The sequence below is a fragment of the Pseudomonas sp. D3 genome, from assembly GCF_029320995.1.
GTDB classification, from domain to species: Bacteria; Pseudomonadota; Gammaproteobacteria; order Pseudomonadales; family Pseudomonadaceae; genus Aquipseudomonas; species Aquipseudomonas paraveronii.
Genome location: NZ_CP119772.1, coordinates 2,002,364 through 2,016,762 on the forward strand (window position 1 = coordinate 2,002,364; position 14,399 = coordinate 2,016,762).

General features: G+C 56.7%; 16 protein-coding genes. 3 read left to right on the top strand and 13 right to left on the bottom strand.

The genetic code is table 11. The annotated features are described in order from the left end of the window. Positions 1-15: 15 nt before the first annotated feature. From P3S72_RS09145 to P3S72_RS09170, 6 genes are all read right to left on the bottom strand, one after another. Positions 16-2,814: a toprim domain-containing protein gene (locus tag P3S72_RS09145; protein WP_276197913.1), complete on the bottom strand. Its 2,799-nt coding sequence runs from the start codon at positions 2,812-2,814 to the stop codon at positions 16-18. A gap of 11 nt (positions 2,815-2,825) precedes the next feature. Continuing rightward, entirely contained in the window at positions 2,826-3,071 is a 246-nt protein-coding gene (locus tag P3S72_RS09150) for a hypothetical protein (protein ID WP_079443088.1), read from the bottom strand. A gap of 71 nt (positions 3,072-3,142) precedes the next feature. Then, on the bottom strand, positions 3,143-3,517 hold the full coding sequence (locus tag P3S72_RS09155) for a hypothetical protein (RefSeq protein WP_276197062.1): 375 nt from the start codon (positions 3,515-3,517) through the stop codon (positions 3,143-3,145). Further along, entirely contained in the window at positions 3,514-3,807 is a 294-nt protein-coding gene (locus P3S72_RS09160; protein ID WP_276197063.1) for an ogr/Delta-like zinc finger family protein, read from the bottom strand. Before P3S72_RS09160 ends, P3S72_RS09155 begins: the two co-directional genes overlap by 4 nt. Continuing rightward, positions 3,804-4,277 carry a YmfL family putative regulatory protein gene (locus P3S72_RS09165; protein ID WP_276197064.1) on the bottom strand — a complete coding sequence of 158 codons (474 nt, stop codon included), beginning with the start codon at positions 4,275-4,277 and terminating at the stop codon, positions 3,804-3,806. The genes P3S72_RS09160 and P3S72_RS09165 overlap by 4 nt, the downstream gene beginning before the upstream one ends. A gap of 40 nt (positions 4,278-4,317) precedes the next feature. Continuing rightward, entirely contained in the window at positions 4,318-4,566 is a 249-nt protein-coding gene (locus P3S72_RS09170; protein ID WP_276197065.1) for a hypothetical protein, read from the bottom strand. Positions 4,567-4,667: 101 nt separating this feature from the next. Here P3S72_RS09170 and P3S72_RS09175 point away from each other — a divergent pair, with 101 nt between their 5' ends. The 3 genes from P3S72_RS09175 to P3S72_RS09185 all read left to right on the top strand — a co-directional run bounded on the left by P3S72_RS09175 (position 4,668) and on the right by P3S72_RS09185 (position 7,724). After that, complete coding sequence (locus P3S72_RS09175) at positions 4,668-5,084, top strand: helix-turn-helix domain-containing protein (RefSeq protein ID WP_276197066.1); 417 nt, start codon at positions 4,668-4,670, stop codon at positions 5,082-5,084. A 272-nt stretch (positions 5,085-5,356) separates the two neighbouring features. Next, positions 5,357-6,517, top strand: a complete 1,161-nt coding sequence (locus P3S72_RS09180) for a nucleoid-associated protein (protein ID WP_276197067.1) — start codon at positions 5,357-5,359, stop codon at positions 6,515-6,517. Positions 6,518-6,641: 124 nt separating this feature from the next. Continuing rightward, positions 6,642-7,724: a hypothetical protein gene (locus tag P3S72_RS09185; RefSeq protein ID WP_276197068.1), complete on the top strand. Its 1,083-nt coding sequence runs from the start codon at positions 6,642-6,644 to the stop codon at positions 7,722-7,724. A 3-nt stretch (positions 7,725-7,727) separates the two neighbouring features. Here P3S72_RS09185 and P3S72_RS09190 read toward each other — a convergent pair whose 3' ends face one another. The 7 genes from P3S72_RS09190 to P3S72_RS09220 are packed head-to-tail and all read right to left on the bottom strand — an operon-like array spanning position 7,728 to position 14,360. Beyond that, positions 7,728-8,990: a phage late control D family protein gene (locus P3S72_RS09190; protein WP_276197069.1), complete on the bottom strand. Its 1,263-nt coding sequence runs from the start codon at positions 8,988-8,990 to the stop codon at positions 7,728-7,730. Continuing rightward, positions 8,987-9,427, bottom strand: coding sequence for a phage tail protein (locus P3S72_RS09195; protein WP_276197070.1), 441 nt, complete (start codon positions 9,425-9,427; stop codon positions 8,987-8,989). Before P3S72_RS09195 ends, P3S72_RS09190 begins: the two co-directional genes overlap by 4 nt. 5 nt (positions 9,428-9,432) lie before the next feature. Next, positions 9,433-12,108 (bottom strand): phage tail tape measure protein, encoded by a 2,676-nt coding sequence (locus P3S72_RS09200; protein WP_276197071.1) that lies wholly within the window; start codon positions 12,106-12,108, stop codon positions 9,433-9,435. Then, a complete protein-coding gene (locus tag P3S72_RS09205; RefSeq protein WP_078049802.1) occupies positions 12,098-12,217 on the bottom strand; it encodes a GpE family phage tail protein in 120 nt (39 codons plus the stop codon). Before P3S72_RS09205 ends, P3S72_RS09200 begins: the two co-directional genes overlap by 11 nt. 8 nt (positions 12,218-12,225) lie before the next feature. Continuing rightward, on the bottom strand, positions 12,226-12,561 hold the full coding sequence (locus P3S72_RS09210) for a phage tail assembly protein (RefSeq protein ID WP_276197072.1): 336 nt from the start codon (positions 12,559-12,561) through the stop codon (positions 12,226-12,228). Positions 12,562-12,611: 50 nt separating this feature from the next. Further along, entirely contained in the window at positions 12,612-13,127 is a 516-nt protein-coding gene (locus P3S72_RS09215; protein WP_276197073.1) for a phage major tail tube protein, read from the bottom strand. A gap of 57 nt (positions 13,128-13,184) precedes the next feature. Continuing rightward, positions 13,185-14,360: a phage tail sheath protein gene (locus tag P3S72_RS09220; RefSeq protein ID WP_276197074.1), complete on the bottom strand. Its 1,176-nt coding sequence runs from the start codon at positions 14,358-14,360 to the stop codon at positions 13,185-13,187. Positions 14,361-14,399 lie beyond the last annotated feature (39 nt).

A 14,399-nucleotide genomic window follows, 5' to 3' on the forward strand; every position in this document is an offset into this window, starting at 1 on the left:
GTTGCTGTTGATTGGTCAGGCCTGGAAGTGCCAGCACTTCACGATGGGTTGCTTGGTGATGACTGCGCTGCTGGTCTTGGCCTGATGAGCCCGTACCGCGCTGTCAGTGGCTTTGTTGATGTCGAGCAGCTTCCGGGAGCGGGAGTCTTTCAGGCGCTCGCGCAGCTCGCTGACGTCGGCGATCTTCTGGCGATGCTCGGCGGCGCACTTCACGAAGTCGTTGAGGTTGATGGCGATTATGTTGTCTTTCTTGCTGTGGTTGACCACCGGGCCGTCGGCGTCGAGACCTTCGAGGTACTCGTACACTTCCCAGAATTCAGCCACTACCGGGTGGTCGGAGCTGATCGAAGACTGGCGCTCGATCGCCATGCGAATAATCTGCGTGCGGGTGTGGCTGATCTGCGGTTCAGTCAGAGGCACCACCATGCACAGGCAGTCGAGCAGGGCGAGCAACTGGGCGTGGTTCTTGTTGATCCGCTCCACGCGGATGTAACCGCGCAGCTTGTTGCCACAGTGGTGGCAATCGCTTTGCTCGTCGTGAAACGGCGTCTCGCAGGCGAAGCAATGCGAATGCAGATTGCGCAATTTCGCCTCGTAGCCTGGGATGCGCTGGGCGAACAGGTCCATCACTTCCAGCTCTTTGCGAACTGCCTGTAGAACAAAATTGCTGAGTGTCGAGCCTTCCAGGGCGTTCAGTCGGTCTGCCGCCGCACGGCTCTCAGGCGTCACGTTCGGGCGCACAAAATGCAGTTTCACGATCCGGGTCATGATCGCTTCAGACGCCACGACAGGTGCGTTCTGGCTGATGGCGATCGTGCCGCGAAATGGGGGCTCGTAGGTCTCGTTGCCGGCTGTTTTAACGCCCTTGGTCGCCAGCGTGCCGCCGCCGTAGTAGTCCTTGAGTTCGTCCCACTCAAAGGTCTTGGCGTGGGCCTTGTCGTCGCCACTGCGGTCAGATTCCAGCAGCACGATGGGCATGCCGGAGACCTGGCCCATCAAGCGGCTACGGCCGGCCTTGGTGGATTTGGACGGGTCGAACCCTTCGTAACCATCCCGGCCCGCCAGTTTCCATAGGAGGGTGAGCAAGGTGGTCTTACCGGCGCCGGCTTCACCCGTGGCCTCAAGGAAGGGAAACGACTGGTACCGGGCGCGGATCTGTTCGGCGAACAGTGAGCCAAACCAGAAAGTCAGTGCGACGATGCCCTGAGCGCCGAAGCACTGCCATAGGAGGCCCAGCCACTGCGGATCGTAGGTTTTACGGTCCTTCTCCAGATCGATCTTCACTCCCTTTTGCAGGGTTTTGAGTTTCAGCTTGCCCATCTCAAAAAACTCCTCTTCGTTGATGTGGATGACCTGGCCCTCGCGGACGGCGACGTCGTTGAACACGTAGCAGTGGTATTCCTTGCTGTAGCCCACGTAGTCGATGGTCTGAACGGTCTTGATACCGAAAAGCTGGTCTTTCATGAGTTTGTCCAACTGTTGTCCACTGCCGGTGAACACGGCCCCAGCGCCCATGCCGAGAAGTCTTTTTTTGAATTCGCTGGCGGCGGCGACCTGGCCGCCGGTGAAGGTGTTTTTCACGGAGCCACCGTCGTGCGGGAAGTCGACGCGGAAGAAGTACCAAGACTCGTCGGTGATCTCGTTGCGCTGGAAATAGAGGGCCTTGGGGTAGCAGTTGGCGATTTCGACGACGCAGCCGGCCACGTTCAGTGCTTTCTCCCGGAGCTGCTTTTCGTTCAACACCTGGGCTTCTTGGTCATCGCTTTTCTCCAGCGCTTGTTTGGCGCTGTTGTATTTCGCGAGATCCAATTTCCACCAATACAGGCGGGAGTCGAAACAGAAGTGGAACTCCTCCCGCTCCCGCCACTGGTACATGAGCAATGCCTTGTCGCTGGCACTCTCTGCAATCAGCAGGGCGCCCTGGTGGCGGGCCTCTTTCAGGTCTTTTTCGATACGCTCTGCACGGGTTTTTTCGTCGTCAATAAATGCCCAGCGCTGATGCAGATCGTTCCAATCGACCTTGCGTGCGTCCGGCTGTGAGACCTGGGCGGCGTCGCAGGTAAAGCCGAGTTCGCGGGCACGTTTGACCCAGCTACGTGTGTATTTGTGAGCGCCTGGCTCGTTGTCCAAGGCCCAAACCAACTTGGGTGTTTTACTGCCGCGCGCGGTGAAGAGTGCCTTCAGCGACTCTTCTGGAAACGCGTTTGACGACAGGGCGGCAACAGCAGATATACCGTTCTGAACGAGCGCGATGGCATCGAAAATGCCTTCAACAATCCACAGCTCGTCTACCTCCAGCAGGTCCAGGCACGGCGGGCACCACCAATGCCCCCTATAGCTCTTGAGAGGCTGGAAGCGGGCCTTCTTCTTGCCGAAGCGGGTAGGCTGGTCAATCAAGCGCTCCCAGTACCCACCATGCTCCAGGGGAAAGCGGACGGTTGCTGAGCCGATGTTCAGATCGCGATCGAAGTAGCTCTCCTGGGTGTACCAGCCCTCAATCAGCTCGACGCGAAAGCCTCGGGCAAACGACAGGTACGCCTTGGCACTGGCAGCAGGCTGATCACTGGTGGCCGGCGCACGCTTGCTCCAGTCGTCGAACAGGTCCGGGTACAGCTCCTTGGTCGGAGCCATATACCGGCATTTTTCCTCGCGGCCACAGCGTATGAACCAAGGTTCGTCGTGGCGGGAAAACAGGCGTTTCTGATTGCACTGCGGGCAGGTGCCCTTGCGCATGTAGTGCGTGCCGACCATGTGCTGCAGGCCGTAATCAGATTCCAGGCGCTGAAGTACATCAGCGCGGATCTGTTGCTCCATGGGCTTGCGATTCACTGCGCATGCTCCGCAACAGCCACGACGAGCTGCTTTTTCAGCTCGCTGCGCGTCTTGCAGATGCCGGCCAGGTAGGGCAAGTCCTCAAGCACCTTCGGTGCCCGCTGACCGCTCGGCACATTCCGGTAGCGATCGGAGTACCAAATATCAGCCATGGTGACTTCGTACTGAGTGGTCAACCACAGCAGGTATTGCTGCGCCTGCTGTTCGTCCAGCTCCAGTTTTATGGTGATTTTGCTCATTTCGGCCACCAGTAAGTTGCAAATTCCCCCTACCCACGCGGCGCGGGCATCAATCAGGGATGGGGTTCGGATTAGTGCGGGAGGTTGCGAGTCAGCAGCAGCCGTGTGGGGAGCAAACGTGCTGAAACGGGGTGTCGCTGTTGGGTGCAGTTATCGAGCAGCCAGATGACAGGCCGGTACGCGCCGCTGTTGGGATGAACGCCCAGCCAGGCAATACGCTTGCAGGTCATGCTCTCGAATTCGGCGACGGCCAACTCCGCGATGCGCTGCACCAAGTGCTGAGGGACTTCAAGAGACAGCGTCAGGTACCGGGCGCAGTTGTCGAGCAATTGGCTGTCACCGGTCAGATGCTCACAACGGTGGCGGTAGAGGTAGGCCACTGCCGCTTGTTGCATCGCAGCGCGGTAGTCACTTGTGGGGTTTGTAGTCAGGGGGATTGTGTTCATATGCTTGCGGCCTCCATTTCCAGTTGATCCAGCAGATCGGGTTGATCGTTGGCGTTTTTCATTGCCTGGCGACGAATGACCACGTCGGCAATCGGCAGCTTTACCGCCGGGTTGGGCATTCCGCTGGGGCTGAGTTCGTGGGTCATTTGAAATTCGGCGCGGCCAGCCCAGCCGCATGCTTCGTTGGTGCATTGCAGGTAGGTGATGCGCAGGAAAATGTGTTGGCCTTCGCTGGTACGGATACGCATGCGGCCGTGGCAATGGGGGCAGACAAGTTTGTAGGTGCTCACTGTACGGTCCCCTTGCTGTGCAGCTGGATCGTGGCAAGTACTTCTGAGTGGCGGGCAGACATATAGCGGTTATGGGCTGCGATGATTGCCCCGGCTTCATCTGGCTCAATCACTCCATCGTCCAGGGCCTTGGCGATGATCTGGTCGACGACGCCCCGTTTGGCAGCTGCGTTGACGGAGCGGCTGTAGAGGTCGACGTTGTCCAGTTTCTCTGGCTTAGCCAGGGGGACGAACATGCCGCCATACAGCGCCGCGATATACTCCGGCAGGTGCGTAGTTCCCGCGTCCTGTTCCAGGCAGTGGATTTGCTCGTCCGTCAAAGGCCGGCTACCGGCGTTTTCGTAGATGTGGTTATCGAACTTCTTGAGTTCGTAACCGAGGCGAGCGGCTGCGCATTCGCGACCACCTTTGTAGTCGTTAATCACTGCGCTCATGACTTGCCGCTTGGTCGCTAGAACTGGGCGTTTCATCTTCTGGTTTCTCCCTGGAGTCATCGCCCCTACAGTCATTTCATACAGCCTGTGCTGTGATTTTCTCAGCGCTTTCCGCAAGGATTCCCGGCAGCACTTCCTTGCCGATTACCCGGGAAAGGTCACGCAGGATTTGGAACGTCAACCGGCCACGGGGCAGCTTGTCGTGACCTGCCCAGCGCTGAACCACTTGCGTCACCGTGCGAACCTCATAGCCGTGGCTCAGGGCGAACTGACGGAAGTTGCTGCCGCGTTCAATCAGCCGTGCTTGGATGTGGCGCTTTTCCATGGCTTGGCTCATGGTTGATGTGTTCCTAGTTGGTTAAGATGTACTCATTGCGCATAAGCCTATTTATTCTATTTAAATAAATCAAGCGGTATTTACTCAAAATGCAGAAAAAGTCCTTGGACGCCGTGCTTGAACGCTTGATGACGGTCTTTGCCGTTGATAGCGACAGTGAGTTGGCACGTAAGCTGGGCGTGAATCGACAGACGCTGGGGAGTTGGCGTAGCCGCCAATCAATTCCTTATGCGTTATGCGTAAACGTGAGCGAGTCCGAAGGCGTTTCTCTGGATTGGTTGCTCACGGGAGAGGGTGCAATGTTGCGGGGTGTGTCAGTGGCGCCGGACGTTTCGCCGCCTACCAGCCCGCAAGAGGACGCGATCCTGGCTCTATTCCGGTCATTGGAAGAGACCGATAGGCGGGAGATACAGAGCGCTGCTGAGGAAAAGAAACGCATAAGGGACATAGAGCAGCGCCTAAAGGATTTGACGGAAGCCCTTGCTGATACCAAACGGCCAGCATAATCTGTACCAATTAAGAACTGATCATCAGCAGGGAAGCATCTGGTCACCGCTCACCCACCTCCTAAAAAAGAAGGAGGTGGTGGGTTTTTTGTACCCTCTCAAAAAAACATAAGGATATGGTGATGCTCAAATATCTCTCGTAACTAAAACTCTCTACGTCGCTAGTGTGGATGCGATTATGCGTGTGTGAGTTTCTGTTGAGAATTTCGGGCTGTATTCTTGAGTTAAATGGTGAGGGTATGGGTTTTTATATATTCGCAGGGGAGTGATATATGGCTTTTGAGTTGAAGTATGCAGTTATACATAGTTTTGATAAGGAGAAACATGCGACTAATGTAGATCCCGAGAAGATCGTAAAGAAGCCGCTTTTTGATGTGGCTAAGCCAACTGTAGTAAAGCTAGTTTCGAGCATTCATGGAGCATTAGGAAAAATAGGAAATAATGTCGTTTGGGGGCAGTTCTCAGAAGTTGGGAGGCAGGGTGCTTTTCCTCCAGAAGTAGCGTCCTATATAATAAATTCTAGTGCTGCTAGTTTTGAACATCTAACTCATACTGCTCTTGATGAGCTTGTGGGTAAATCTTTAAGTGAAGCCCTTTCTACAGGTGGATATATTCTTTTTGCGCAGTATCTAAATGATAATGTGCCATTTCTTCTTGTTACGAGTATTAAGCAGCGTGATGGGTTGAAACTCAATGCTGATTATATACCTGAGGAGACGACTGATATTGACATGTCGAAGATTCAGCAGGCAGCGCGAATTAATTTGTCAAGGCTATCTGAGTTTTTGAATCCTGTAGCTATAGTCGAGGACTTGGAGGGTTTGGACGAGGAGCAGTTAGCAGAAATAGAAATGGAGAAAGAAAAGACTTATTTGTGTTTCATAAGTAAAGGGAAAGCGAGCGAAGCTTCGGGTTATTTTGTTGAGGCTCTAGGTTGTGAAAAGGGCGTCGCATCCGCTAGGGCAACGAGGAATGCCATGGATATGGTGGAGATTTTTTTCAAAAATCGAGATCCTATTAAACATCTTAAAGTCTCGGCACGAGAAGGTGTAGTTCGTTATCTACAGCAAAAAATTGAGGATGGGCATCATGCCACTCTTGAAGGTATCCATGCTGCTGCTACTTCATGTATACAGCCTGAGCAAGCTGATTTGACTGTGTATGTTGAAGAACTTAAGGAGTTCCTGAATGATGAGGTTAATCAAGTACCAGAAGAATTCTCTGTTAATCAGATTGCACTTAATCAACGCATAAGGATTAAAGGTGATTCGGGTCGGCACTGGGCGTTACAATTTGAAAAAGGTTCACTGGGAAGGACAACTAATAGTAAGGTTTGCTACAATCAGGATGCTAAACAAATTATTCTCTCTGAACCTACTGAGAAAATGTGCCGTCTGATTGAAGCTGCTCTCGCGGCGGATGAGGTTAAATAAAGTGTTCTCTGTAGTAGTGCAGTTATATCGACTATTAGGTCGGCCGGCGCTAGATGATGATAGGATCATATATAGCGGCGTTTGCACTTCAGCAATAAGAAGCTGTATCAGCGAATGTAGGGTATTGCCTGGGAAATATGGAAGGCTGGTAGATGCCGATGAGTCAGGGGGTAAGATAGATATAGAATTTGACCTGCCTACATCAGATTATGGGAGGTTTCATTCTAACTTCAAGAGTTTCATAAAGTCGACCCCTACTTTAGGTAAAGGTAAGTTACCCATTGATTTCTATATTGTTGATGAGGATTGGTCCACAACGGATGGTGTTGAAAATGCTAATCATAGCTCGATAAAGCGTTGCTGTGAGCTTATTGACGGGCTCTGTGGTTTAGTTGCCGTTGCGGATCGTAAGTCTTCAGATTCTTACGAGAATATATTTTTTGCCCTTCCTGCTGACGACAATCGCAAGCCTAAAACCTTTGTTCTGAAAACCAAAGTTGATGAGGTTGTCTTAGACGTTAACTTGCGTCACGTGAAGTTAATTAAGCTCTTAGCGTCATCGCAAGATGAGCATACAATTCATTTAGAAGAGCGCAAACTGATTTTCAGTTCTGCGATTGCTGATGTCATAGAGTCAGCAGGAGATGGGCCAGTATTCTCTTTTGTGTTGAGGCATTGGGACGAGGTGTTGCGTAAATATTGGCAAAATTTACAAGCTTATGTGCATGGTTTTTCTTTTGATAAAGTAAGGACGGAGTTGGCTAAGGCGGAACTAGAGTATGGGTCAAAACTGAGCGGCGTTTTGAGTGATATGGCTGGTAAGATGTTGGCGTTGCCAATATCCTTTGGGGCACTAGTGCTATTGAATAAAGCCGTAGATCCCATCGAGGTTTTTTCAATCGCTATTGGTGTTCTTATGGTGACCTTGATTTTTTGCGGTGTATTATGGAATCAGCATTTGAATGTCCGCCGTTTGGATAGTAGTCTGAATATTACGTTTGAGCTATTTGATAAGCGGTTGAGTACTTATCCTGGTAGTTTGCAACGACTAATAAATAAAAGTAGAGATGAAATACGGTCTCAGAGAAAAGTTCTTAAGTTTACATTGTGTTCATTTTTGGTTTTGGCTGTGATTCCTACCCTAGTAATGATAGGTATGTTCTCGTATATGTGGGTGCCTAAACTAATTTGTTTTTTATCGAGTTAGAGTTTAGGTCTTTCGAGTTTTACCCCACTCTCTATCCACCGCCCGCTTTGCCGTTTTCTCGCTCGCATACAGCCACCGCAACCGCTTCGGCTTCGTCTGATCCCCCGCTGTAATCGTCTTCTCCTTCCCCGTTGTCTGGTCGCGGTAATACGCGATGATGCCCGTGTAATCCCCTTTGTTCTCTTCTGCCAAGTCTTCAACATTGTCCTCCGGCAGCTTGCTCTCCAGCTCCAGGCTCACCGTATACCCGCCGTCCGCACTCAGGCTGTGCTGTACGTTGCCGCCGTACCAGATGATCTCGTCGATTTCCGCTTTCACGCCCTGGAACGTGTACGTCAGCTCAGGGATCAGATCCGGCCGGCCCATGGCCAGGTTGTAACTGAGCGTGGCACTACCGCGTTGCAGGCGTCGGAACTCAGACCGGGCAGCGCGCAGGGCTGACTGCTGGTCGCTGTATGTGTGGCGCAGGTCTTTGAGGTTGTCGCCGCCGCCGGCAATGGCTTCCTGTTTTTTTGCACTGTTCACGTCGTAGTAGTACGCACGCACGCCGTCGTAGCTGTCGCGGTCGGCCTGCAGGTATCGGTGTTGGTCACCGTCGGCGCGGGTGAGGGTGATGTGTGGCAGATCCAGGCCGCTGGCGGTCTTGCCTCCGCCGGCCGGTAGGCACAGCCGGCAGCCGGCTTTGATGCTGGCCACCGCATCGAATTCTTCGCCCAGGCGGCTGATCAAGTTGGCGTCGGATTCGTTGGCCTGGTCGAGCTGCAGGATGGGTAAACCGTCGAGCGCGCCGGCAATGGTGGCGGTGAGGCCGTTGCCGATGGCGATATCGCCCAGGACTTTGCCGAGGGTGCTGTTGCTCCAGCTGCGCTCGCGTTTGGTTTTTAGGCCCTTGCGCAGGTCTGCCGATCGAGCGCGGATGCTCAGCACGTCCGGAGCGCCACTGTGTTCGGTTTCGTCGACGGTATAGGTGCCCTTGTCCACCAGGCCGGTATCGCTCCAGCCCAGCCACAACCGTAGCACCGCGCCCTTTGGCGGGATCGCCAGCAGGCCGTCGTGGTCGCTGAGGGTGATGCTGAGTTGATCCGCCTCGACGCCTCGGTTGTCGGTCAGCTCCAGGCTCATCAGGCGCGGGCTGACCAGTTGCGCGATGTCCAGGCCGTCGACGGTGAGCCTGAAGGCCGGCACGGGATAGGCCGCGTCACGGACATACTGCTCGGCGGTGCTGCGCACGTAGCCGGTGACTTTGGAGATGACCGATTCGATCACAGCAGGCCTCGCAGGATGTTGATGCCAGTACTGGTTGCCGCACCGAGCAGGTCAATGCGGTCGTCGTCGGTGCGCTTCAGGCTCAGGGTGAACTCGATGCGCCGTGGGGTGCCGTCGCTGAAAAAGATGGTCTTGGTCTCGCTCATGCTTTCGATCACCCACAGGCCGTAGATCCGGCCACTGCCTTCGACCATGGGCCAGGCCTTGCCGGTGTTTGCCATCAGGCGCAGGGCGTCGAGGCTGAGGGCGCTGCCGGCCAGCTCCGGCAGGATGATGCCGGGGAGGGTGATAGCGTCTTCGCCACGGCCGACGAATTGCCTCGCGGGAGCGGCGCCGACGCGGTTGTTGCTGGCGTGACGCCAATCGGTTTGGCGTTGTAGCTCCTGGTAGGCGGCGGTTCTGAGGCTGAACACGAACATGCCGAGGGCCATCATCATGGTGGTTATTCCAGGTCCGAAAGTTTGCTGCGCTGACGCGCTTTCTTTTCGTTTTCGATGCGGGCCAGCATGGCGCGCACGCTCTTTTCCAGGCTTTGCAGGTCTGTGCCAGGCCCGGCGGTGATGGAGAATTCGTAGGTGTCGTGGCTGTCGTAAACGGTTGCGGCGGGCGCACTGCTGATGGGGGGCGTGTTATCCACGGCAAACGCCGGCATGGCGGTTGCGCCCAGGGCCAAGGTTCCGGCGGCGGTCAGCTGTTTGCTCATGCTGGTCAGCGCGTTCAGCGGGCCTTTCTGCCCACCTTCCAGGCCTTGGGTGAGGCCGGCCATGGTGAACCCACCCAGCTCCGCGAACACCCGTGACGGGCTGTGGATGCCGAGCTTTTCCTTGAACCAACCGATGCTTGCGTCGCCAATCGAGCTGATGGTGTCTTTGACGGCGCCGAGTCCGGCTGTCAGCCCATTGACCAGGCCGTTGACGATCATGCTGCCGAACTCGGTAAAGCGGCTGGGCAGTTCGATGCCCAGGTAACCCAGTACGCCGGAAAAGGCCTGGTAGAGCAGGCCGAGAGGGCTGAAGTTGACCAAGGTGGTGATGATGCCGCCGATTCCTCCGTCGAAGCCTGCCTTGATTTCTGTCCAGGCGTTGGCGAAGTAGTTCTTCACCGCGTCCCAGTTTTTGTAGATCAGGTAGGCGCCGCCAGCCAGCGCCGCAACAACGGCTGCGATAACCAGGACAATCGGGTTTGCTGCCAGGCCCCACAGCGCGATGCCTACGGTACGCAAGGCGGTGACCAGCGCGCCGCCCATTGTCATGGCGAGCATACGCACGCCCTGTGCAAACATCGGGAACACGTTACGAGCCAGCCCGGTCAGCGTGGGGAGCAACCGGCCGAGCATTTTGGTGATGCCGCCACCCTGGAGACCGAAAATTGTCATGCCGTAGCGCAGCACTGCGAACGGTCCCAGCATGCTCGCCATGGTCAACGCCAGGCCACCGAACACGAATGCCAGCGCAGCGATCGCGGCCACGACTTTGACCAGGCCGCCGGCCAACTTCGGGTTCTCCCGGGCCCAGGCGCCGATGCTGTTTGCGATCTCGCCCAGGGTTTTGATCAGGTCTTTCAGGTCCGGCGCAACGGCTGCGCCGAACTCTGCCATGGCGTTGGTGAAGCTGCCTTCAGCGGCTTCCATGATGTTGGTCAGGGTGTTGAGCTGTTCGTTGACGCGGGTACGCAGATCGGCCTGAGTTTTCAGCTTCTGTTGGACCTCCTGGTATCCGGCCAGCCCCTTGTTCATCATGGTGTTCAACGTGGTCAGGGTTTCAGCGTCATCCCCGAACAGCTTCTTGATGATGGCGTTGCGGTCGACGTCGTTGAAGGCCTTGAGCTTTTCAACCTGGGCATACAGGTTCTCCAAGCCGGCAAAGTTTCCCTTGTCGTCGGTGAACTTGAAGGACACGCCGGTATTGCCACCGGCCGCGATCTTGTTGGCGCTATTGACGTGGTCCCCGTCCAGCCCTGCCTGGAAGATTTTGCGGAAGGCGTTGCCGGCGGAACCGCCCTCCATGCCGGCCTGGTCCATCATGATCAACAGCGGCGCCAGTTCCTTGGCTGCATCGATCCCTGACTTCTTGATGACGTCCATCACTGGGGCGATTTTGCTGAAGCCCTGGAGCATGTTGCCTGGGTCAACACCGGCATAGAACCCGCGCTGGATGGTGTCCATCAGGCCCATCATGTCTTTTTCAGTGGTGCGCGTGGCGTCCTGCATCTTGGCGGCAAATTCCGCTGCCTCGGTGGCCTCCATCTTTAGCTGAACGCCCAGGTACGCGGCTGCCTCGCCCGTGCCGCCGAGAATGCTTTGCGCGCTCAAGCCCTGGCGCCGAAGCATGGTCATCATGTTCTGGAAGTCAGCCGTGGTGCCTGGCAAGCGGTCGCCCAGCTTGGTGGCCAGGTTGGTGATCTTCTGGAAGTCCTCCGAGACCTTGCCGGTGTCGTCCATCATCGACACCTTGAGCTGTGTGGCGGAATCCTCATTGGGCGCGAAGGCTTTGACTGCGGCGGCAATCGGTCGGGTCGCCGCGTAGCCCACGCCCAGCCCTGCGGCGCCGTTCACGGCGAGGTTGCCGGCGGCGCTCTGGGACTTTTCCATCTGGCTACGAGCCAACGCCGCGCGCTTGTGCTGGGCGCTCAGCTCGGCCATGCGCTTGCCTTGCGTGCTGATGCTGGCGTTGGTGGCGTTGATTTGCTCGCGCAGCTGGCGCTCATGGGTGCCGAGATTTTTAGTGCTGATGCCGGCGTCGTAGAGCTTCGATCGCAGCCCTTGCAACTGCACGTTCTGCTGTTGGTGCTGCTGCTTGAGCCGCTGGGCCTCGCGCACCGCTGCTTGAAAGCTCCTGGTCATCGCCCTGGTCGGCGCGTCGGTCGCGGCGAGTTCCTGGCTGAGGGATTTGACTCGATCGCGTGCAGCGGTGAGTGACGCGCCGGTTTGTTCAGCGGCTGCCCGCTGAGCCCGCCAGGCGCTGACGTCTTTCTGCTGGGAGGAGAGTTCTTTCAGGCGGTCGCGAGCAGCCTTGAGGGCGCGTGCGGTCTCAATGCCCCCTTCGCTGATGTGCTTCAGCGGGCGGGTGGCCTTGTCGATGGTACTGAGCAGCACCTGTAGTCGCAGATCATTTGCCATCGGTCGAACTCCGCACCCGGGCGCGCTCGCGCCATTCCATCAGCTCTTGCAGGCCCAACTGATCCATATCAGCCGGTGCCCAGTGAAAAACCACCGCCAGGTCGGCCATGGCGTCGTCTACGCAACGAGGGATGCGTCCGTCTTCATCGATTTCTGTAGCAAAAAACCGCACACCTTGGTGCCGAGTGCGAACAGATCGGCAGGGTCCATCGACGTGACTTCGACGGCAGTGAGTGTCGGGTTACTGATGCGCGGCACGACCTTCACCAGGCTGTTGACGTCGATTTGCAGCAGTTCGGCCAGGCTCACACCGCGCAGCTCGCCCGCGTTGGGTTTGCGCAGGGTGATGCTGTTGATGGTGGTGGTGCCACGGCGGATCGGCGTGTCGAGGATGACGGTGTTGTCGTCGTCCAGTGGTTTGACGTCGGCTTGTTCTGTGGATACGGGTTTCATGGGCAAAGCTCCTAGTGATGAGGAATGTGGTTATCGATCGAGGTCGAGGATCAAAGGCCGATGGCGGAGCGCTGTTTCTCCAGCATGTCGACGCCGCCGACCTTCTCGATGAAGTTGAGCAGGTCGATTTCGATGATGTCTTCGTTGTCGACGGTCAGCTTGTAGTAGGTGCAGGTGGTGGTGACGGAGTGCTCGGTGTCTTCACCAGGTGTCGCATCACCCATCTCAATGGTTTCGTGACGTCCGCGAACAGTCACTTCTACGGCGCTGATTTCGCCGGTGTCGTCCTGCTGGAAAGCACCGGCGAAGCGCAGGGCAATCCCCGCTGCGTTAACGGCGCCGAACTGCTTGAGCACGATCAGGTCCAGGCCACCCAGTTTCCATTCCAGCTGGATGCCGTCGTCGGACATGCCCAGGTCAGCTTTGACCGGGCCATTCATGCCGGCGGCGCGCCAGGCTTCCATTTTGCGACCCAGGGCGGGCAGGGTGACGGTCTTGACCTTGCCCGCGTAGCTGCCGCCGTCGTTGAACAAGTTCATGTTTTTCAGTTTGTGAGGCATGGCCATGGCGGGAATCTCCGGGGTTATGGCACGGGGTTAACTCCCCTCGCGGGGAGGCCCGGTTTAAGCGTTGACGGCGGCTGCGAACTGCATCAGGTAACGGTCAGTGATGCGCTGACGCAGGGTGAGGTCTTCCAGGGGCGGCACAGGGGTGTAGTCGTAGTCGAGGGTCAGCTTGCCGGCCTTGAGGGTGTCCTTGTCGTTGATGTCTTCCGGGTACCAGCACTGCCCACCGATCAGGTAGCCCTGGGTGATCAGCTCACGGAACTTGGCGTTGATCCCGTTAATGATGTCTTTGACCAGGGACGCGTGCATCGGCTTGTCCATGGCCCACATGTGTGCCTCGGCCATGGTGTCGGCGATGATCTGCGCGGTACGGGTGTAGTTTTCGAACGCGAACAGCGGATCGTCGCTGCACGTGCGGCTACCCCAGAAGCGGAAGCCACCCTCGTTGATCAGAGTGGTGACCTCGTTGCTGTTGAGGTAGTTGGCATCGGTGGCAGGGTTTTGCAGATCCCAGAACACGTCGGCGCTGATGCCGGTCACACCGTTGACCGCGACGTTGGAGAGGGTCTTGTGCCAGCCGGTTTCCTTGTCGATCTTCGCCCGCAGGCCCAGGGCGCGAGCAACTGCCGACGCGGTAACGGTTGCGCTGGTGACCTTGTCCCAGTTCTGGAACTCCGGCCAGATCACCATGACTTCACGGGCGCCGAAGTTTTCGCGATAGGCGACCACCTCTTCCTTGGTTTTGCAGTCCCAGGCACTGACGTAGGCGAAGGCGCGCAGGTCCTGGGCAATCGATACCAGTGCGGTGGCCACCGGCTGACTGTCGAGGCCTGGCACGCCGAGAATGCGTGGCGTCATACCCACACGGGCCTTGGCCGCGAGCAGGGCCTTCATGCCGGTGTATTTGCCGTCGGCGGTGGTGGTGCCGATCAGGGAGGTGGTGGTAGCAGCTGCATCAGCGCCTTCCTTTACCCGTACCACGATGGTGTAGGGCTTGGTCTGGTCGGCAATGGCCTGCAGGCTCTTCGCCAGGGTGCCTTTGACGCCGGCTTTGGCGATGGCAGTTTGCACATTGGTCAGCAGGACAGGGGTGTCCAGCGGGAAAGCGAGCGGGTCTGCATCTTCAGCCGTACATACCAGGCCGATGACTGCGGTTGCGATGGTGCGAATGGGGCGGGTGCCGTCGTTGAGTTCGAGAACCCGCACGCCGTGGAGATAGTCTGAACCGGCCATGGGTGGTTGCCTGCGCTGTGATGGAATGACAGTGCACAG

Coding starts and splice junctions, on each gene's coding strand:
- P3S72_RS09145 (WP_276197913.1), bottom strand. CDS start 2,814: ATGGAGCAACAGATCCGCGCTGATGTACTTCAGCGCCTGGAATCTGAT.
- P3S72_RS09150 (WP_079443088.1), bottom strand. CDS start 3,071: ATGAGCAAAATCACCATAAAACTGGAGCTGGACGAACAGCAGGCGCAG.
- P3S72_RS09155 (WP_276197062.1), bottom strand. CDS start 3,517: ATGAACACAATCCCCCTGACTACAAACCCCACAAGTGACTACCGCGCT.
- P3S72_RS09165 (WP_276197064.1), bottom strand. CDS start 4,277: ATGAAACGCCCAGTTCTAGCGACCAAGCGGCAAGTCATGAGCGCAGTG.
- P3S72_RS09170 (WP_276197065.1), bottom strand. CDS start 4,566: ATGGAAAAGCGCCACATCCAAGCACGGCTGATTGAACGCGGCAGCAAC.
- P3S72_RS09175 (WP_276197066.1), top strand. CDS start 4,668: ATGCAGAAAAAGTCCTTGGACGCCGTGCTTGAACGCTTGATGACGGTC.
- P3S72_RS09180 (WP_276197067.1), top strand. CDS start 5,357: ATGGCTTTTGAGTTGAAGTATGCAGTTATACATAGTTTTGATAAGGAG.
- P3S72_RS09195 (WP_276197070.1), bottom strand. CDS start 9,427: ATGATGATGGCCCTCGGCATGTTCGTGTTCAGCCTCAGAACCGCCGCC.
- P3S72_RS09200 (WP_276197071.1), bottom strand. CDS start 12,108: ATGGCAAATGATCTGCGACTACAGGTGCTGCTCAGTACCATCGACAAG.
- P3S72_RS09205 (WP_078049802.1), bottom strand. CDS start 12,217: ATGGCCGACCTGGCGGTGGTTTTTCACTGGGCACCGGCTGATATGGAT.
- P3S72_RS09210 (WP_276197072.1), bottom strand. CDS start 12,561: ATGAAACCCGTATCCACAGAACAAGCCGACGTCAAACCACTGGACGAC.
- P3S72_RS09215 (WP_276197073.1), bottom strand. CDS start 13,127: ATGGCCATGCCTCACAAACTGAAAAACATGAACTTGTTCAACGACGGC.
- P3S72_RS09220 (WP_276197074.1), bottom strand. CDS start 14,360: ATGGCCGGTTCAGACTATCTCCACGGCGTGCGGGTTCTCGAACTCAAC.